The 20,384-nt window shown below is 63.4% G+C and carries 11 protein-coding genes; 6 read left to right on the top strand and 5 right to left on the bottom strand.

Features of this window, described 5'->3' with window-relative positions; translation table 11 throughout:
* Window positions 1-40 precede the first annotated feature (40 nt).
* The 5 genes from LGH74_RS22775 to LGH74_RS22755 all read right to left on the bottom strand — a co-directional run bounded on the left by LGH74_RS22775 (window position 41) and on the right by LGH74_RS22755 (window position 5,848).
* A complete protein-coding gene (locus tag LGH74_RS22775) occupies window positions 41-865 on the bottom strand; it encodes an ATP-binding cassette domain-containing protein (RefSeq protein WP_226180119.1) in 825 nt (274 codons plus the stop codon).
* 149 nt (window positions 866-1,014) lie between these two features.
* On the bottom strand, window positions 1,015-1,794 hold the full coding sequence (locus LGH74_RS22770) for an ABC transporter permease (protein WP_226180117.1): 780 nt from the start codon (window positions 1,792-1,794) through the stop codon (window positions 1,015-1,017).
* A 177-nt stretch (window positions 1,795-1,971) separates the two neighbouring features.
* Window positions 1,972-3,750, bottom strand: a complete 1,779-nt coding sequence (locus tag LGH74_RS22765) for an OmpA family protein (RefSeq protein WP_226180115.1) — start codon at window positions 3,748-3,750, stop codon at window positions 1,972-1,974.
* Window positions 3,751-4,041: 291 nt separating this feature from the next.
* Window positions 4,042-5,034, bottom strand: a complete 993-nt coding sequence (locus LGH74_RS22760) for a PspA/IM30 family protein (protein WP_226180113.1) — start codon at window positions 5,032-5,034, stop codon at window positions 4,042-4,044.
* 109 nt (window positions 5,035-5,143) lie between these two features.
* Window positions 5,144-5,848 (bottom strand): hypothetical protein, encoded by a 705-nt coding sequence (locus LGH74_RS22755; RefSeq protein WP_226180111.1) that lies wholly within the window; start codon window positions 5,846-5,848, stop codon window positions 5,144-5,146.
* Between the two features lie 365 nt (window positions 5,849-6,213).
* Between LGH74_RS22755 and LGH74_RS22750 the strand changes: the two genes are divergently transcribed.
* The 6 genes from LGH74_RS22750 to LGH74_RS22725 all read left to right on the top strand — a co-directional run bounded on the left by LGH74_RS22750 (window position 6,214) and on the right by LGH74_RS22725 (window position 20,212).
* On the top strand, window positions 6,214-7,059 hold the full coding sequence (locus LGH74_RS22750) for a DNA/RNA non-specific endonuclease (protein ID WP_226180109.1): 846 nt from the start codon (window positions 6,214-6,216) through the stop codon (window positions 7,057-7,059).
* A gap of 42 nt (window positions 7,060-7,101) precedes the next feature.
* Window positions 7,102-8,451 carry a sigma-54-dependent transcriptional regulator gene (locus tag LGH74_RS22745; RefSeq protein WP_226180107.1) on the top strand — a complete coding sequence of 450 codons (1,350 nt, stop codon included), beginning with the start codon at window positions 7,102-7,104 and terminating at the stop codon, window positions 8,449-8,451.
* A gap of 208 nt (window positions 8,452-8,659) precedes the next feature.
* Window positions 8,660-10,438 (top strand): sensor histidine kinase, encoded by a 1,779-nt coding sequence (locus LGH74_RS22740; protein ID WP_226180105.1) that lies wholly within the window; start codon window positions 8,660-8,662, stop codon window positions 10,436-10,438.
* Window positions 10,439-10,466: 28 nt separating this feature from the next.
* A complete protein-coding gene (locus LGH74_RS22735) occupies window positions 10,467-12,479 on the top strand; it encodes a KUP/HAK/KT family potassium transporter (RefSeq protein WP_226180103.1) in 2,013 nt (670 codons plus the stop codon).
* Between the two features lie 222 nt (window positions 12,480-12,701).
* Complete coding sequence (locus LGH74_RS22730; RefSeq protein ID WP_226180101.1) at window positions 12,702-14,078, top strand: outer membrane beta-barrel protein; 1,377 nt, start codon at window positions 12,702-12,704, stop codon at window positions 14,076-14,078.
* A gap of 134 nt (window positions 14,079-14,212) precedes the next feature.
* Window positions 14,213-20,212, top strand: a complete 6,000-nt coding sequence (locus LGH74_RS22725) for a carboxypeptidase-like regulatory domain-containing protein (RefSeq protein WP_226180099.1) — start codon at window positions 14,213-14,215, stop codon at window positions 20,210-20,212.
* Window positions 20,213-20,384: the final 172 nt, after the last annotated feature.

The following is a 20,384-nucleotide window of genomic DNA, read 5'->3' as shown; positions in this document are numbered from 1 at the left end:
CGCTACTACCCGGGACGTCAGCCTAAAACTAGCAGCAATTTCAGGCCGCCCGAATCTCGCCCTTCAACTCCTCTACAAACCGGTTGAATTCCGGCTCGGCTTCCACGTTGGGGTGCCAGGCCAGGCCCATGCCGGCCAGGTCGTACTGGTGGTTTTTGCTGATGGTGGCGCCGGGCAGCAGCTGGCCGGCGGCGTCGCGCTCGTAGCCCATAAGCCAGAGCGTGTCGGACAGGGCCGTGGTGGTGGCAATGTCGTGGGAAACGATGACGACCGTGTTCAGCTCATCCATGGTGGTGACTTCCAGAATGATTTTCTTCACCTCGTCAATCATGGCCACGTCGAGGCCGGAAAAGGGCTCGTCGAGCAGGATCAGGTGGTCGGAGCAGAGCAGCTGCTGGGCAATGGCGGCCCGCTGGCGCTGCCCGCCCGAGAGCTGGGCGGGGAACTTGCGGCCGTGCTGGTCGAGCCGGAACCGCTCCAGATACGCGGCTACTTCTCGTTTCGCGGCTTCGGGCTCGTGCTTGCGGGCGGCGGCCAGCAGCAGGTTATCGGCCAGGGTGCGGTGGTTGAAGAGCGGGTAGCGCTGCTGCACCAGGCCCACGTCGCCGGCCTGCACGGAGTGCTGCTCCTCGCCCACCCGCACCGTGCCGGTAGCCGGCGCGGTGAGGCCGGCAATGATGCGGCAGAGCACCGACTTGCCGATGCCCGAGCGGCCGTAGAAACCCACGACCTGGCCCTGGGTCATGCCCGGCCGCACCACGTTCAAGACTTGGGCGCTGATGTCGCGCAGCACTACTTCACCCTGGTAGCTCATCGATACGCCCTCCAGGGTCAGCACCGGTTCTTTATGAAAGTAAGGAGTCATGGCGGTGAATGAGTGAATTGTCCTTGTTGTTCGGGAATACCGCAGCGCTGTTTTTGTGGAATATTTTTGCCACGCCGAAAAACATTCCACGCCGGCTCTGAAACTTTTGTGGAATATTTTCCACGTTTTGAAAAATATTCCACACTTAGCTAGCTGGCCGCGGCCGTAAGGACCGAGTGGGGAAAAAACACCCGGCGCAGGAGCACGAAGACGTAGTCCTGCAGGGCCCCGGTGGCCAGAATGACCAACTGAATGGCCAGCACGCCATCCAGATGCAGGTAGCGGTTTTGTTTGTAGAGCAGCAGCCCGATGCCGCCTTCCGACTGGTAGAGGGTTTCGACCAGCGTAATCATGGTCCAGATGATGGCGAAGTTCTGGCGCACGACTTCCAGCATCAGGTCCAGCTTGCCCAGCACCACTACTTCCCAAAAGCTGCGCCACTCGCCCAGGCCCAGGGTGCGGGCGTGGTCCATTTCCTCGCGGGTGGCGGTCAGAATCACGCTGGTCATGCCCGTGACCAGGTAGACGGTGGTGGCAAACACGAGCACCGAGAGCTTGACCTCGTGGCCCGAGCTAAGCATGAGGGCCATAAAGAAGGTGAGGCCGGTGAGGGTAAGGTAGCGCATCTTGGTGGCCGCGTAGGCAATGGGCCGAAAAAACGGCAGGGCCGTCAGATACGATATGCCCAGGGCTAGCACCGTGCCGATGGCCAGCGCCTGCAGGGCCGTGGTCATGCTGGCCCAGAGCTCCTGCAACAAGCCCTGGGTCGTGATTAAGTCGCCCAACGCGCGCAGCACCTGGCCCAGGCTGGGGAAAATCTGCAGGGGGTAAAATACCCAGAGCAACACCAGCACTAGCAGCTGGGCGCCCACCATGGTGGCAAACACCGGCCGGCTGGGCTGGGCGTTAGGGGCAAATAGCTCTTTCATGCGGTGAATAAGTGAATGAATGAATTGATTGTTCTGGTAGCTCAGAAGAGGTACTTGAGGCTAATTTTCACAGCCCGAAGAAGCCCCGCTCCGGACGGGGCTTCTTCTTTGCTATGGATTGGAATAGGATACATTGGATAAGTCGGGTAGGATAAGCCACTAGGAATAGAGCAGAGTTTAGTTGCCGAGCACGATTTCCACCCGGCGGTTTTTGGCGCGGCCGTCGGGGGCGGTGTTGCTGGCCAGGGGCTCGGTGGCGCCGTGGGCGTAGATCTGAACCCGGCCCTCGGGGAAGGCGCTGGAGCTTTTGCGGCTCAGCCACTGCTGCACGGCCAGGGCCCGGTCTTCCGAAAGCTGCTGGTTTTTCTGGGGGTCGCCCTGGTTGTCGGTGTGGCCGTGGACGGCCACTTTCAGGCGGCCGGCCACTACCAGGTCGTCGAAGAGATGGTTTAAATCCCGCTCGGCGGCCGGGGTGAAGGTGCTCTTGCCGGTTTCGAACTCGATGTTCCAGGCCCGCTTGCTCACGCTCTGGCGGATTTCATCGTCGGCGGCAAACTGCTGCTTGTCGGCCGGGGCAATGGCCTTCCCCTTGTACTGGCTCTGCAGCTTCTTGAGCAGGGTCAGATCCAGCATCTGGTCGAGGGGCACGTAGCCGGGCAGCTCCTTGGGATACAGCTTGCTTTGCACGTCGCCGAAGGTTTTGTACACCGAGGCGTAGACGTTGGTGCCGCCTTCCTCCAGGCCAAACAAAGCCAAGTTATCGGCGAAGTTGAAAGCCTTGCTCCCGCCCAGCTCCACGACTTCCCCGGTGCGGTCGGCTTCGCTCACTCCTTTATAGTAGCGCAGCCAATAGGCCCCGGGCTTGTCCTTGTCGCCGTAGACCTCGGCCGAAATATCGGCGGCGCGGCTCAAGGCCTCGGGGTGCGACTTCACCTGGTCGCCGGCCACGGCCAGGGCCGTCATGATGCCTTCCACTTCCTTGGGGTGGGCGTCGTACCAGAGCTTGGTCGTGACCATGATGTTGGGCATCTGGTTGGAGTAGTCCTTGGTCGAGACGATGTTGACCAGACCGCCTTTCTGCTTGGCAATATTCACGTCGCCGGGCGTCCAAGTGGCTACGGCATCGGCGGGCACGTCTACTTTGACGCCGGTATCCTTGCCTTTCACCACCTTGGTGCGCTGCTCGGGCTTGCCGGTAATGTACTTTTCGGCGGCGGCCAGGAAGTCGGGAGCAGCCATGAAATTCACGGCTTCGGGGTCGTAGGTGGTTTCGTCGGGGTTTACTTTCAGGCCGTTGTCGGCACACCACTTCAGGGCAATATTCTGGTCCCCGTCGCGCAGGTAGCAGGCAATGGTTTTACCCAGGGCCAGTTTGGGGTTGTCGAGCCACTCCTTGGGGCCCATCAGCTTGTCTTCGCCGAAGCTCTTACCGCAGCTGAAGGGCAGAATCTGCAGGCCCGTGCCGGCTTTTTCCAGCTGGCTCTGCACCGCCGAGAAGGCGGGCAGCCCGTCGCCCATGATGCTCACAATCAGACCCGGCGTTTCGGGGTTCTGCTGCATATCCAGGGCGTTTTTCACCAGGTCGGCCTGCATTTTGGCCACGTCGTCCTGGCGCACAATCTGCAGGTTGATACCGTTGGCGGCCATGCTGGAGCCCTCCGTGGTACGGGGGCCACCGTTGGCCAGCATGCCGGCCATCTGCGAGTTCCAGGCCATTACTTCCCAGGTCACGGCCGCGCCTTTTTCGGTGGGCGTGCTGCCCGGCAGCGGAGCCAGGGGCACGGCCTGGTTGGTGCGGGTGCCGGCCGTCTGGGTCGGCAGTTCAATGGAATTAAGCAGTACCGACTCCGTCGCGGCCTTTTTAAACAGCAGGCCGCTGCCGATAAGCTTGTTGATGCCGAAGTACAGGAGCGCCACTATCAGGGCCCCGATTACGAATTTACCGCGCGTTGTCATGGTAGTTGTTGGTTGTTAGTTGTCAGTTGTTAGGTGGTTGAGTTTCCCTCCTTTTTTAAATTCCGCGCATCAAGCGGCGTGGGTGGCCGCAGGCCGGGGTGGTCGGCCGCGCCGTTAGCGGGCAATTCCATGAGGCAGGCTAATTCTATGCTGTTAGGAGTTGGCGGCCAACGTCGTTCGACGATTGAACCACCCCGCCCTTCGGGCACCCCTCCTTGAAAAAAGGAGGGAAATTGCCGTTCTGAACTGCCTTAGTCGAGCAGGTATCAGAGCACTGTAATGACCAGCAGGCTAATCAAGCAGATTAGAATAGGCATCGTTAGTAGCTTTAGCGGTGGAAGCAGCGGTGGTGCCCAGGGAACTGGGCTGCTCGTTGAGCAGGGTGTTGAAGTCGCCCTTCTGGTATTTCTCCAGCAGGCGCTGGCCCTTCTCGCTCATCACCCCGTTCTGGATGTCCATTTCCTTCACGAACTCCTGGCTGTAGCGCATGGCCTGCTTGATCTGACCCAGCTGCTGGGCCATGTCTTGGGCGACCCGGTCGGTGGCCATATCGAAGAAGTACTTCTTATCCGGGTCGCCGCGCAGAATATTCATGGCGGCCCGCATGCCGGAAGAAGTGCGCTTTACCAGCTCGTACTCGTCCTTGAGCAGGTTGACCTTGAACTTGGAGTTGTCGATCTGGCGCAGGGCGGCCTTCAGAATCTGGCGCATCACCAGCGTCACGTTGGCCGTGGTGGTCAGCATGGGCTGCAGGCGGGCGTTGTAGTCTTCGAGCTGGGCGGCCCGGGAAGCGTAGGATTCGGCGAAGTCCTTTTCGCCCTTGCGGACGGCCGAGTCGGCCAGGCGCAAATACTCCTGGAGCTGCTGCTTGTTGGCGTCCATCTTGCGCTTCACCAGCTCGTGGGCCCCTTCGATGTGCCCCACTTCCGACTCCATATTCTGGGCTTCCTTTTCGGTGTTGCGGATGTAGTCCTGCATAATGCCGATGGGGTCCGTCTCGACGAAGATGCCGGCCGCCGTGCGAAAGATGCGCTGTCCGGCGTACCAGAGCCCGGCCTTGATGCGCTTGCTGGTCACGATGAGGAAGAGCACGAACAGCGCCCCGAGCCCGAAGCCGAGCTTCACGGTATCAAAGACGATATCGACCAGGTAGGGCACGATGGCGCCCCAGAAGTAGATGCCGGCCCCGGCGGCGGCGGCCAGAAAAACCCAGCCCGCTACCTTTTCGGGCTGTTGCCATTTGGGCAAACCGGTGTGATTGTCAGTAGGCAGCAGTGTGTTCATTGGTGAAAGGGTGTTTAGGTGACGTGGAGAGTTTGCAGTTCAGCAGCAGGGAAATAGCCGGCCGGAGGAAATAGCGGGCAAGGCAAAACGCCCCCGCTTCTCCTGCGGGCTATTTCACTCCCAGCAGGAAGGACTGGGCGGCCTGGCGGTGGGCTTTCAGGTCAGCGGCGGCCGTGGCGTTGGCCAGCTCGTAGGAAGCCAGCGCGGCCTGGGCTTTCTGCCGCTCGGCGACCAGCTGCTGCTGAGTGGCCTGGAGCTGCTGACTTTTGACTTCGAGCTGTTTGGTCAGTTCGGCCAGTTCGGCCTGCAGGCGCTGCTCCTGCCCGTTGAGCTGCACGATGGCGCTGGGCTGGGCATTGGCAATCTTGAGCTCCCCCATCTTTTCCTGGTGGCGCTCCAACACCTTGTTGCGGTCGGCCTGCAGCTTGAGTTCCAGCTGGTCGGCCGTGGTCAGCAGCGTGGCCGCGTCGAGACCCGTAACGGCGGCAAAAGCGTGGAAGGCCGTCTGGTAGAGCACTGGTCCGGCCAGCCCGCTGGCCGCCATGCTCTTGACCATTTTGGTGTAAGCCACGAAATCTTTGCCGTCGCCGGCCAACAGGGCGGCAATGTGGTCGAGGTGGCGCTGCTCGGCCTGCGTGGCGGGCTGGGCCAGGGCGAAAGTGCCGGGGCCGGGCGACACTGGCAGCTGCTGGGGTACGGGAGCAGCGCCGGGCAGCGGCGTTGGACCTTTACCGGTCTGCGCCGGGGCAGCCGGGGCGTCGCCTTCCACGAAGAAGTCTTTAGCGGCTTTGGTGAGGTTGTCGAACAGGTCCATAGGGCGGCGGTAACTGGTGATTGGTGATATGGGGCCTCCTGCCAAGACCAGTGCCGCCGCTGGCCACCTGCCCGCACTTATCTTTCATCTTACTGATTATCAATACTTAATTTTTAATAGTATTCAAAAACAGGCTTTGAATACGGCCCGTTAGTCTTCCATTTTGGTAGGGTAGTTTTCCATAATAGTGCGCCTGGATGGTTGGGAGCGACAACCATCCGCTACTCCGTCCCGGGCAATTCCAGCAATTAGAATAGCTGCCAGTACACCGTAGCTTGGCGGCTCAACTTACCCGCCGGCCGGGGCGATTTGGCCGTAACTACCGTTCTTTGCACTTTCCACCTCTGCTCTCCACTCCTACTGCAATGACTAGATTTTCCGTGCCCGCACTATTGCTGCTGGGCTTTTTGGCCGTCTCCTGCGGTGATGAAAATGAAGCGACGCCCACCCCGGCGCTGCCCGAGCACCTCACGCTGGGCAATCCCAGCGGCGCAGCTGCCGACCCGGCCCAACCTACCAACTACTTGTTGCTGAAGTCCCAGTACGCGCTTTCCTACCACCGCGACAAAGGCATCCCCAATTGGGTAAGCTGGCACCTTAGCCCGGAGTGGCTGGGCACGGCTGCCCGCCAGGACGACTTTCGGGCCGATGCCACGCTGCCCGCCGGCTGGTACCAAGTAAGTACCAGCAGCTACACCGGCTCGGGCTTCGACCGGGGCCACAACTGCCCTTCCGCCGACCGCACCCGCACCGTGGCCGATAATTCGGCCACGTTTCTGATGACCAACATGATTCCGCAGGCGCCCAACAACAACCAGCGCACCTGGGCTACGCTGGAAAGCTACTGCCGCACCCTGGTTGATGAGGGTAATGAGCTGTATATCCTTATGGGTAACTACGGCAAAGGCGGCTCCGGCTCGAATGGTTACCAAACGACTATTGACAATGGGCGCGTGACGGTGCCCCAGCGCATCTGGAAAGTCATTGTAGTGCTACCCCAGGGCAGCGACGACGTGCTTCGTATCAGCAGCAGCACCCGCGTTATTGCCGTGGATACGCCCAACGACAACGCCCAACTGCCCAGCTGGGGCAGCTACCGCACCTCCGTGGATGCCATTGAGCAGGCTACCGGCTACGATATACTGTCGCAGGTGGCCCCGGCGGTGCAGGCCACCTTGGAAGCCCGCGTGGATAACGGCCCGACCCAGTAGCGTCGGTATCTTGCGCCTTAACTCTTCACCTGCTGCTGCCTTATGCCCACCGGAACGCTGTTGCTGATTGACGACGAGAACAGCCTGCGCCAGGCCGTGGGCCGGGTGCTGGAGCTAGAGGGCTACACCGTGTGGCAGGCCTCCGATGCCCGCCGCGGCCTGGAGCTGCTCGAGCAGCTGGCCGACGAGGTGCTGGTGATTCTCTGCGACGTGAAGCTGCCCGACGGCTCGGGCGTGGACCTGCTCCCCCGCTTCCGCCAACGCGCCCCACTGGCCGAAATCGTGCTGCTGACCGCCTACGGCCGGATTCCCGACAGCGTACAGGCCATGAAGCAGGGCGCCTTCGACTACCTGACCAAGGGCGACTCCGACGACCAGCTGCTGGTGGTGCTGGAGCGGGCGGCCGACAAAGCCCGCCTGCAGCGCCGCGTGGCCGAGCTGGAACGGCAGGTGGGCGCACGCCACAGCTTCGAGACGATGATTGGGGAGTCGGCGGCGCTGCGGGCCGCCAAAGCCCTGGCCGAGCGGGTAGCGGCCACCGACAGCACCGTATTACTAGAAGGGCCGACGGGTTCGGGCAAGGAGTTGTTTGCCCAGGCCCTGCACCAAGCCAGCCCGCGCCGCAGCAAGCCCTTCGTGGCCCTCAACTGCGCCGCCTTTCCCAAGGATTTGCTCGAAAGTGAGCTGTTCGGCTACAAGAAAGGCGCCTTCACCGGGGCCCTGACCGACAAGCGCGGCCTGCTGGAAGAAGCCCACGGCGGCACGCTGTTTCTCGATGAAATCGGCGAGCTGGAGGGCGGCGTGCAGGCCAAGTTCCTGCGCGTGCTCGAAACCCAGACCTTTACCAAGCTCGGCGCTACCCAGCCCACGCAGATCAACGTGCGCCTGGTGGCCGCCACCAACCGCAACCTCAAGCGCGAGGCCCAGGAAGGCCACTTCCGCCCCGATCTGTACTACCGCCTCTCCGTTTTTACCATCGACGTGCCCCCGCTCAAAAACCGGCGTGACGATATTGCCCCGCTGGCCGCACACTTTCTGCAGCATTTCGCCGCCAAGCTCAAAAAGCGCATCCGCGGGCTGGATGCCGAGTGCCTGCGCCTGTTGCAGGCCTACGACTGGCCGGGCAATGTGCGGGAGCTCAAAAACGTGCTCGAACGCGCCGCCATCCTCGCCGACGAGGAAAAGTTGACTGCCGACGACTTACCCGACGAGTTTCACAACCTGGCCGCGGAGCCGGCCGGAGCCAATACCGGCAATTCGCTACGCACGATGGAGAAACACCAAATCCGGCAGGTGCTGCAACAAACTGAGGGCAACAAAACGGAAGCGGCCCGCCAGCTCGGCATTGGCGTGAAGACCTTGTACCGCAAAATCGCCGAATACGGGCTGTAACTCTCCCTGACCAGCTCATTCTGACCAACGCACCGGGCCATTCTGACCCGGTGCGTTGGTTTTTAAGCCCGGCCGGCGGCCGCGTTCAGAAATATTTCCCTCTCTCAGTCAATACATTACCCTGGAACCGGCCGTCTTCCGGCCGGCCTGGCCGGCCATTCGCTCTCCGGCTGGCACCCCACGTTATCATTTCTTCTCAAGTTGGGTCATGAATTTAAAATCTAAAATCACGGCGGGCTTTCTGTTGATGCTGGTGCTGCTGGCCGGCATCGGGGCGTATGCCTTTAGCACGGTCCGCAGCCTCGACTACGGCTCCCGCGCTATTCTCCAGGACAACTTTTACTCGGTGCAGCTGGGCCAGGCTATGCTGCAAGCCCTCGACGCGGCGGAAGCCACGCCGGCTGGCCACGACGAGCTGGCCCGTTTCCGCCGCTACCTCCGCCAGGAAGCCGCCAACGTAACCGAGCGGGGCGAGCAGCAGCTCGTCGACAGTATGCTGCTGGCCACGGGCCGCTACCAGGCCGAAACCATACCCACCCGGCGCACCGCGGCCATAGCCCGGCTGCGCCGCCAGACCCACCGCATGGTAGCCCTGAATATGCAGGCCCTGACCCGCAAAAACGAGCAGGCCAACCGCGCGGCCTCAGCCTCGGGGCGCTACCTGCTGGCCCTGCTCACGCTGGGCTCCCTGGCGGCCCTGGGGCTGGTATTCAGCGTGCCTGAGGCGGCCGTGGGCGGCCTGCACAAGCTCACGACCAGCATCGACCACGCCGCGCGGGGCAATTTCGCGGCCAGCATTCCGGTGGAAAGCACCGACGAGTTTGGCCGCGTGGCCCGCTCCTTCAACCAGCTGCTGGTACACCTCAACGACTTTCGCAGCGCCAACCTGGCCGAACTGCTCACGGAGCGCAACCGCGTGACGAGCATTGTGCAAACCCTGGACGAGGGCCTGCTGCTGCTGGATGAAAACCGCCGTATTATCGTGGCCAACCCCGTGGCCTGCACGCTGCTGGCCCTGCCCGAAAAGCAGCTGGTGGGCCGCCGGGCCGCCGACGTAGCCGCCCACAATCCGCGTTTCGGCGAGCTGCTGGCCTACTTGCAGCTGCCGGCGGCTCAACGGGCCGTTGAGCCCCTGACGCTGACCATTACGCAGGGGGCGGAGCCGGCCCACTACCGGCTGGCCGTGCACGAGGCCGTGTCCTTCAACGCGGCCACCGACCGGATGGAGTTTGTGGGTACCATTCTGGCCCTGCACAACGTGTCGGAGTTCCGGAAGCTGGACCAGGCCAAGTCTGACTTTCTGGCTACCGTGTCGCATGAGCTCAAAACGCCACTTTCCAGCATCAGCTTCCACCTCAAGCTGCTGCAGGATGCGCGGGTGGGGCCCATCAACGAGGAGCAAAGCCGAATTGTGGCTACGCTCAAAAACGAGAACGAGCGGCTGCGCAAGCTGGCCACCGGGCTGCTGGATGTGTCGCGGCTGGAGGCGGGCGGCATTCCGCTGAACCCACAGCCAACGGCCGTGGCCGCGCTGGTGGAATACGCCGCCGCGCCTATCCGGCTGCAGCTGGCGCCCCGGCAGCTGCGCCTCGCCATTGAGCTGCCCGAAAACCTGCCCGCCGTGCGCGCCGACCTCGAAAAAACCGCCTGGGTGCTGCTCAACCTGCTGGCTAACGCCGTGCGCTACTCGCCCGAGCAAGGGTGCATCACGGTGTCGGCCGCCACGACACCCGACGGAAGAGCCGTGCAGCTGCGGGTGCAGGACGCAGGGCCGGGCATCGCACCGGAAAACCAGCAGCAGATTTTTGAGCGTTTCGTGCAGCTGCCCGGGCCCGACCAGGCGGCTCCGACGGGCAGCGCGGGGCTGGGCCTGAGCATCAGCCGCGAGTTCATCACCTCCCAGGGCGGGCAACTGGGCGTGGAAAGCACGCCCGGCGCCGGCAGCACCTTCTTTTTTACGCTTCCCGTGGCCGGCGCGGCGGCCTGATTGCCGCGCAACTATTCTCCTTTTTCCTATGTCAACTTCTGGGCTTTCCGACAACAGCATTCACCGCCAGCGCATCACGGCGGCGGGCGTGCTGGTCACGCTGGGTATCATCTTCGGCGACATTGGCACCTCCCCGCTCTACGTATTCAAATCCATTCTGGGGCCGCGCCCGGTGAGCGAGCTGCTGGTGTACGGCGGCGTCTCGGCCGTATTCTGGACGCTGACGCTGCAAACCAGCCTCAAGTACATCTGGCTCACGCTGCAGGCCGATAACCACGGCGAAGGCGGCATTTTCTCGCTCTATTCGCTGGTGCGGCACCGGGGCAAGTGGCTCCTGTTTCCGGCCATCATTGGGGCCGGCACGCTGCTGGCCGACGGCATCATCACGCCCCCGATTTCGGTTTCCTCAGCCATCGAAGGACTCAAAATCTTTGATCCGGAGCTGAATCCGGTGCCTATCGTGCTGGTCATTCTCACGCTGCTGTTCGTTTTCCAGCAGTTTGGCACCAAGGTCGTCGGGGCGGCTTTCGGGCCCATTATGCTGGTCTGGTTCAGCACCATCGGCACGCTGGGTTTGCTCCAGATCATGCACGACCCCGGCGTGCTGCGGGCCGTAAATCCGCTGTACGCGGTGGAATTGCTGACCCAATACCCGAAAGGCTTCTGGCTGCTGGGCGCGGTCTTTTTGTGCACCACGGGCGCCGAGGCCCTCTATTCGGACCTGGGCCACTGCGGCCGCAATAACATTCGGGCAGCCTGGTTTTTTGTGAAGGCGGCCCTGGTGCTCAACTACTTCGGGCAGGCGGCCTGGGCCATGCAGCACGTGGGCCAGGTGCTGGGCGACGACCAGAACCCATTTTTCCGCCTTGCGCCCGACTGGGGCCTCATTCCGCTGATTCTACTGGCTACGGCCGCCACTATTATTGCCTCCCAAGCCTTGATTTCGGGCTCGTATACCCTGATTTCTGAGGCCGTGAGCCTCAACTTCTGGCCCAAGGTACGGGTGCTGTTTCCCACCGACCAGCGCGGGCAGATTTACGTGCCCAGCATTAACTGGCTGCTGTGGCTGGGCTGCGTGTGCGTGCAGCTCTGGTTCCAGACTTCCTCCAACATGGAGGCCGCCTACGGCTTCAGCATCACCGTGGCCATGCTCATGACCAGCATTCTGCTGGCCCAGTACCTGCGCGGGGTGCGGCACTGGGCGCTGCCGGCCGTGCTGCTCATCATGGCCTTGTTCCTGAGTGTGGAGCTGGCATTTCTGGTGGCTAACGTCACCAAGCTGCTCAGCCGGCTGGGCATTCTGGTGTTTGAGTGGGGTTTGATCTGCCTGATGTGGATCGGCTACCGGGGCCGGCAGATCAAGAACCGCTACCTGGACATGACCTCCCTGACCGACAACCTGCCGATTTTGCGCGAGCTGAGCCAGGACGCCTCGGTGGGCAAGTACGCCTCGAATCTGGTGTATCTGACGCGCAGCAAGAACACCCGCGAGATTGAGTCGCGCATCATGTACTCCATCCTGCGCAAGCGCCCCAAGAAGGCCGATAAGTACTGGTTTCTCAACATCGGGCTGCTCAATGAGCCGTTTGGCATGCACTACACGGTGCACGAGCTGGTGCCCGGCGTGGCGTATAAAGTGGATTTCCGGCTGGGTTTCCGCATTCAGCCCCGCATCAACCTGCTGTTTCGGCGGGTGCTGGAGGAGCTGGCGGCCAAGGGCGAAATCGACATTACCTCGCGCTACGACACGCTGCAGAAGCACCACTTGCCCGGCGACTTCCGCTTTGTGGTGCTCGATAAAGTGCTCAGCTACGACAACCAATTGTCGTTCCGGGAGCGGTTTATTCTCAACGGCTACTTCTTCGTCAACCGCTTCCTGGCCATCAGCGACCAGAAAGCCTACGGCCTCGACACCAGCGACGTGGTGGTGGAGCACGTGCCGCTCACCATTCAGCCCTACCGCCAGCTCGAGCTGCTGCGCGTGCCGCCCGAAGCCCAGCCGGACCCGGTGCCTGCTGGCGCGCTGGTGCCGGCTGCATAGTCAAAACAAACCGGCTGTCATCCTGAGCAAAGCGAAGGACCTTCCTCACCTGTCCCTCCAGGCCTGATTCAACGTGCCCGGCGCTTTACGAAGAGTGGCGGGGCAAAAGAGCGGGGGTGAATAACGATTGTCACTATAAAGTCCCGGCCGAAGCAGTAGAGATGCTTCGGCAAGCTCAGCATGGCGGACTAAATATTCCAAAAACTCTCTCCAGCCTTCTTCATGTCTTTTCCCTCACTCGCCCTTTGCGGAGCGTTGCTGGCCGCTGCTATGCCGGTTTTTGCCCAAAGTACCGATTCCAGCACCGCTCAAAAAACCGCTTCTGACACTGCTACGGCCAAAATCCCTTTCGCCGGCTACGACCTGACGTGGATGAACGGCCAGAACCGGCAGCGCGACTTTCCCCTCACCCTTAAAGACCAAAGCGGCGAAACCGTGCTGACCGGCGTGGCCCTGCTCGACGGCAATTTTAACTACAACTTCGCCCGGCCCATCGACCATACCCAGACCATTTCGGCCGTGACCGGGCGCAGCCAGGAATTCTCGCTGGCCCTGGCCTCGGTGGGCCTGGAAACCAACTACAAGAACATCATCGGGCGCTTGTGGCTGCAAACCGGCTCGCTGCTGCACCTGGTGCAGGAAACCGACGGCTCGGTGGCCCGGGGCCGCAATACGGGCACCGGCGACTTGAAATTCATTCGGGAAGCCGCCGCCGGCTACCACTTCAATAAGGCCTACGGGCTGAATGTGGAGCTGGGCATTTTTATGAGCTACATCGGGCTGGAAAGCTACGTGATGCAGGAAAACTGGAGCTACCAGCGCAGCCTCGTCTGCGACTTCACGCCCTTCTACTTCCAGGGCGCGCGGGTGCAGTTTTATCCCGCGCGCACCTTCAAAACTGAGCTCTGGGTGATGAACGGCTGGCAGACCTACAACAGCTTCAACCGCCAGCCCGGCCTGGGCAGCTCCAACTACTTCCGGCCCAACGAAAACCTGCAGCTGGTGGCCAATTTCTACCTGGGCAAAGACACCCGCCCCGCCGCCGACTCCCTGGCCGCCGGAGCCGCCGCCTACCCGCGCCGTCTGCGCTTCCACCACGACAACTCCATCGTGGCCCGCTACTACCACAAGCCCCGCAACCAGCGCCGCGGCATCACCCAGGCCGCTTTTAGCCTCAACAACCACTACGGCTTCGAGGAGGGCGCCGGGGCCGCGCGGCGGCAGAATTTCATGCTGGGCTCGTCGGTGGCCCACCGCCTCTGGTTTGCCCAGGACAAGCTGGCCTTCACCGTGCGGGCCGGCTTCGTGAAAAACCCCTCGCGCTATTTGAGCTTCTCGCCCTCCGTCGTGGGCTTTGCCGACGGTGGCACCCAGCTCACGGCTAAGGAGCTGACCACGACCTTCGACGTGATGCCCTCCGACTTCGTGACCTTCCGCCTGGAATACCTGCACCGCTTGGCCAACGTGCCCTATTTTGCGGGCCGGGGCGGCACTACCTCGCCCTCGGGCTACGCCGACCAGCCCCTGCCCGCCGCCTGGCAGCCCGACCTGCGCCGCACCGAGGACCGGGCCATTCTGTCGGTTAATTTTCGGCTGTAAGGCCGGCGTTGCCGGCCGGCGCAGCAATGCTCCACCGTATAATCCCAGCAGCCCGAAATTTTCTCATCAGTCGTGTGGAATACGCCGCCCGGTAGCATCCTGCTACTGAATCGTGCTTCTTATTCCATTCGCCTATGCGCCCTTTATTACTCCTTATCCTGGCCCTGGGGCTGGCGTTTTCGGCCGCCGCCCAGCAGCGACTCACCAAAGCCCGGCAGCGCAGCTACCTCACCAAGGTCTTTCGCCTGACTGATACCCAGGCCCGCCACCTCTACGAAAAGGGGCTACAGGCGGCCCGGCCCGAGTTTTTCACCCAGCCCGCCGACTCCTTTCCCGCCGCTGAGGAAACGTCCCAGGGCCTGAGCCGCCCTCTGCCGCCCGGCTACTACCTCGTGGCCCACACCGAAGGCCCGCAGCTGGTGTACTGGCTGCGCTCCGAAACCGACCGGCAGCTTACCGTTATCGACAACCAAGTGGACCTGACCCTGGTGGTGCGCGACTCGCTGGGCCGCCTGCTCGACGATGCCCAAGTGAACCTGGCCCGCCGCCCCGTGCCCTACGACGCAGCTACCCACACGTACCGGCTGGCCAAAGCCGGCCGCGCCGGGCTAGTGGCCGTGACCCACGCGGGCCGCACCACGTTTCACCATTTGGATAAAAACTTCCCGTATCAGAACCAGCAGTCGGGCTGGCGAAGGGCAATCAATATGAGCCGGCGAGTGGCGTTCGGCTTTCCGCTGGGCTACTTCACCAACCCCATCTGGAACCTGGGGCGGGACTTGAAAAATGCCTCATACGTTTCTACCGGGCCGGTGGGCCTGGTCCGCTCTATCTTCCGCGAAGACGTGCGGGATGAGCGGCAAAGCCACCGCGAAAATACCGCCGAGCGGCGCGGGGCCAGCTACGTGGCGCTGAGCAAGCCCAAATACCGGCCTAGCGCCGACACGCTGCGCTTCAAGGCCCGCGTGCTGGGCCGCCCCAAAGGCCGGCCCAGCCGGCAGCAGTTGACGCTGTGGCTCGGGGGCGGCCAGGGGCAGCCGGAAAAGAAGATTGCCCGGCTGCGGCCCCTACGCCCCGGCTCCTACCAGTACGAGTTGCCCCTGACCGATACGCTGGGCTTGCGGCCCGATACCCGGGTGGGCTTCCGGCTGGCTGACCGCCGGGGCCGGACGCGTGCCAGCAGCTATTTTCAACTGGAAGACTACGAACTCAAAAGCACCCGTTACACGCTGCGGGCCGCCGAAAAGGAACCGCGCTACGGCCAGCCCCAGGCGCTGTTTCTGCGCGGTACCGACAGCAACGACCTCAACCTGCTCGATGCCCGAGTGCAGCTCAGCATCACGCCCGCGGCCGGGCCGGAGAGCTTCGCCGGGCGGCAGGTGTTTCTGCCCGACACCCTCTGGACCCGCCGCCAAGCCTTGGATGCCGTGGGTGAAACTCGCCTGGACGTACCGCCGGCCCTGTTTCCGGCCGCTGACTTCCGCTACGCCGTGCGGGCTACATTCCTGAACTCCGACAACGAGCGGCGCACCGAAAGCCTGACCCTGCCGCACCGCCTCGACGCCGGTCAGCTGAGCCTGGAACTGGTAGCCGACTCGGTGCGCCTATCCTATACACATTTGGGCAAAAAAATAACCCACAAGGCTATACTGTGCATTAACATACTCAGCGTCAGGCGCGACACAGCCTTAGTTACCCAAATGGTAACACTACCTCTCACCCTACCTATCGATGTGCGGGCCAGCAGCTACACCCTGACCGATGCCGCCGGCCACGCGGCCCGCCTGCCGCTGGATGCCGCCAACGGCGGCCTGGCTCTGCGCTCCGACCGGACCCGGGACTCGATTTTCCTCTCGGTGGAGAACCCACGCCGGTTGAGCTTCTGGTATTTCGTATACCGGGGCAATACGCTGGTGGAGCGGGGCTACGGGCCGCAGTGGAAGCTGGAAACTGCCGCTCCGGGCCCGGAGCCCTGGGCAGTGTCGCTGCACTACCTCTGGGGTGGGCAGCTGCGCACGGCCGAATACACTGTAGCCCTACCCCGCCGCCAACTCGTGGTGCGCACCGAGCAGCCGGAGGTGGCGTATCCGGGGCAGAAGATTCAGCTGAAGTTTACCGTTACCGACGGCGGCGGCCGGCCCGTGCCCAATGCTGACCTGACTGCCTACGCCTACACCAGCAAGTTTGGGCAGGCCCAGCCCGCGCAGCAAGTGCCCAGCTTCGAGCCGGCGGTACGGGGCCGCGTGTCGCGGCGGCGGTTTGCGCTGCGGGCCGGCTTCGAAAACGGGCGGGCGGAGCCGGCGTATCAGCTGCTGCAGTGGCAGCAGTGGCGCCACCGGCTGGGCCTCGACTCGCTGCAGTTCTATAAGTTTCTCTATCCCGAGTACGGCGCGTTCTACGAGTACCAGCCGGCGCCCGGCGGCCTGACGCAGCTGGCGCCCTTCGTGGTGGATTCGGGGCGGGTGCAGCCGGCGGTGGCCGTGTACGTGGACGGGCTGCCGGTGTACGTGCACGCCGTCAACCAGAACGAGCCCTACGCTTTCGTAACCGAGCCCGGGCCGCACACCATCAGCATCCGGACCACCAACCGCCTCGTGACGCTGCGGGGCGTGCAGCTGCGCCACCTGCACAAGCTCACGCTCAGTATCGACGTAAACCAGCCCTGCACCGAGCTGACGGTAGAAAAGCGCCCCACATGGCTAAGTCCGGCCGAGGAGCTGACGCTAAGCCGCTCGTTGCTGGCCATCGACACCTACTTCGGGGCACCCGGCAGTCTGCGCCAGGGCAACCTGCTGCGGCCCCTGAACAGCAACCTGAATGGCCGCTACAGCCTCAACGGCCCATTCCGGCCCGATTCGGTGCTGCTGCGCCGGGCCGACGGGCTGCGGCGGCGGTTTCTGTTTGAGCCACTCTACCGCTACGACTTTGCCCCGGGCCTGCTGAAGATGACCAGTATGGAGGCGGGGCGCTTTGGCAACCTGAGCAGTGCTGATTACTTCCGGGTTTTGCCCTTCGACAACTTTGCCCTGACCGAAGCCGCCCTGCTGGCCCGCAACCAGCCCGCCAGCACCTACTGGGCCCCCACGCCCCGGCAGCCGGTATTCAATACCCCGCAGCAGACGCTCGCGGGCCAGGGCCGCCTGGAAGTGCGCCTACCCGCGGCCAAACCCAACACCTATTTCCCTGCCGCCGCTTACCTGCTGCTCACCCGGCCCGATCAGCCGAAATTTCAGCGCTTGCAACGCGGGTTGGCCGTGGTGCACGCGCTACCCGTGGGGCGCTACCGCGTAGCCGTGCTGCTCACCGACAGCACCGCCCTGGCTCCGGCCGCCGAGGCAATAGTGCGGGCCGATGGCACCACGTATTTTCAATTGAACGACCCCGACCGGCAGCCCGCCGGCACGCTTAGCCGCCGCCTCCTACGGTTGGTGCGCACTTTTATTCCCAAAGACCCACTGACGCCGGAAGCTGAGCTCAAGCAGGCGCAGCGCAAAATTACCGTGGTAGAGTACGGTAGTCCGCAGCCGGGCTGGCGCTCCATCAGCGGGCAGATTACGGACCGCAGCACGGGCGAGGGTCTGCCCGGCGTGACGGTGCTGGTGAAGGGCACCAACGTGGGCGTAGCAACCAACGCGGACGGCAGCTACACCCTGCAAGTACCACCCGCCGCCACCACGCTCCAGATTAGCTCTATCGGCTACATTAGGGAAGAACGGGAGCTGAACCGGGACGAAATCAACGTGGCGCTGGCCGCCGATACCAAGCAGCTCTCGGAAGTGGTAGTCACCGGGTTTGGCGCCCAGCAAACCCGGCGCAGCCTCGGCAATTCCGTGGCCACTGTTACGGCCCTGCAGGGCCGGGTAGCGGGCGTCAGCATCACCAAGGGCCAACCCGGCGGCGCTATTACCATTCGGGGCATGGCCGCGCTGCCAGTCTCCAGCCAGCCGCTTATTATTCTGGATGGACTGCCTTTCAATGGCCGGCTGGAAGACTTGGCCCCGGCCGATATTGCCGCGGCCAAAGTGCTGAAGGGTGAGGCGGCCACGGGCGTTTACGGCGCCCGGGCCATCAACGGTGTGTTGTTCATTACCACCAAAGCCAAAGGCCCGACCGACGACCCCATCGGCCGTGACCCGCGCCTGGCCTTGCGCCGCAACTTCTCCGACTACGCCTGGTGGCGGCCCACGCTCGTAACCGACGCCCGCGGCCAGGCCAGCACCACCGTCACGCTGCCCGACGACGTGACCGGCTGGGACACCTTCGTGCTGGGCTCCGACCACCACGGCCGCACCGGTGCGGCCACCAGCCTGCTGCGCTCCTTTAAAGCGCTGCTGGCCGAGCTGGCCGTGCCGCGCTTCCTCATCGAGGGCGACCAGGCGCAGGTGCTGGGCAAAACCCTCAACTACCGCCCCGATACGGTGCAGGTAAACACCAGCTTCAGCGTGGCGGGCCAGCCCGTGCGCCGCCAGAGCCACAGGGTAATTTCCTCGGCCCTCGATACGCTCACCATCACCGCCCCGACGGGTCCGGATTCGGTGCTCGTCGGCTTCGGGCTGCAGCAGACCGGCAGCGGCTACGCCGACGGAGAGCAGCGCCCCATTCCGGTGCTGCCCGCCGGCACCCGGGAACGGGTGGGCACGTTTGCCATCCTGACGGCCAACGACACGACGCTCACGCTGCCCTTCGACCCTAGTTTGGGGCCCGTAACGGTGCGCCTGGAAAGTGACGCGCTGCCGGTGCTGCTCTCCGAAATTCAGCACTTACAGGCCTATGCCTACCTCTGCAACGAGCAGGCCGCCTCCAAGCTCAAGGCGCTGCTGCTGGAAGAGCAGATCCGCCGGGTGCAGAACCAGCAGTTTCGCGGGGCGCGCAGCATCAACTTTCTGATTCGCAAGCTGCAGGACGGCCGCCACCAGCCCGAGGGCCTGTGGGGCACCTGGGCTAAGTCGGAGGTAAGTCCCTGGGCCACGACCCACGTGCTGGAGGCATTGCTGGCCGCTGAAAAGGCCGGTTACAAAGTGCGCTTCGACCGGGACAAGGTGCAGAAGTACCTGCTGCAGGAGCTCGACCACGGCTTTGCCAAAGTGCCGGCCGCCGCCCTGCCGTTGCAGCGCTGGTATTATCAGTCGGATGATGACCGGATCCGGCTGCTGCATCTGCTCCACCAGCTGGGCGTGGCCACCGACTACCGCACCTACGCCGACCGGCTGGCGCGGGCCCGCCCCGGCCGCCAGCCCCTGGACCGCTACCTGGCCCTGGCCGAACTGCGCCAGCAGCTGGGCCTGCCCTACCAGCTCGATACGCTGCGCCGCTACCGCCTCAGCACCCAACTGGGCGGCGTTTTCTACGCCGATACGCTGCACACCGGCTCGTATTACCGCTACCTGCTGCGCTCCGGCGTGGGCACTACCCTGCTGGCCTACCGGTTGCTGCGCGCCCAGGGCGGCCACGCGCCCGAGCTGGCCCGCATCCGGAGCTACCTGCTGAACCTGCGCCGCACCGACTACTGGAACAGCACCTACGAGGCGGCCCAGATTCTGGAAACCATCGGCCCCGACCTGCTGGCCACGGGCCAGGCCGCCACGCTGGCAAAAGTGCAGCTCAGCGGCGGGGCCACTCAGGAAATCAGCACGTTCCCGCAGCAGCTTACCCTGCCCGCCGGCACCGCCCCGCTGAGCTTGCGCAAGCAGGGCCTGCTGCCGGTGTACGCCACGGCCTACCAGACGCGCTGGAACCCGCTGCCCACGGCTACGGCCGTGCCCTTTACGGTGAAAACCACGCTGGCCGGCCAAACCGGGCAGCAGGTGAGCCTGCGCGCCGGGCAGCCCGCCGAGCTGGTCGTGACGGTGGACGTGCGGGCCGAGGCGCGCTACGTGCTGCTGGAAGTACCGATTCCGGCCGGCTGCTCCTACGGCGAGCCGCAGCCGGGCAACTACTTTGAAGTGCACCGCGAGTACCTGCGCCACCAGGCCGGCATCTTCATCGACCGGCTGCCCGTCGGCCTCCACACGTTTCGGGTGGCGCTACAGCCGCGCTACCGGGGCCGCTACACCCTGAACCCCGCCAAAGCTGAGCTCATGTATTTCCCGACCCGCTTCGGCCGCAGCGCCAGCAAGCAGGTGCGCGTGGAGTAGCCGCGGGGGCCGGTTGACATATTGTAGTAGCGCGAACTTTGTAGTTCACGTGTGCTGGAATGACAATCGTTCAAGTACACGAACTACAAAGTTCGCGCTACTGCCGGTTTCGTGGCGCGGGTTTGCCGCCGTACTTTTACCATTGGGTATTCACCGCCATTGCCCGGCAGTG

The organism is Hymenobacter lucidus, from assembly GCF_020447265.1.
GTDB classification, from domain to species: Bacteria; Bacteroidota; Bacteroidia; order Cytophagales; family Hymenobacteraceae; genus Hymenobacter; species Hymenobacter lucidus.
This window is presented reverse-complemented; position numbering and strand designations above follow the sequence as displayed.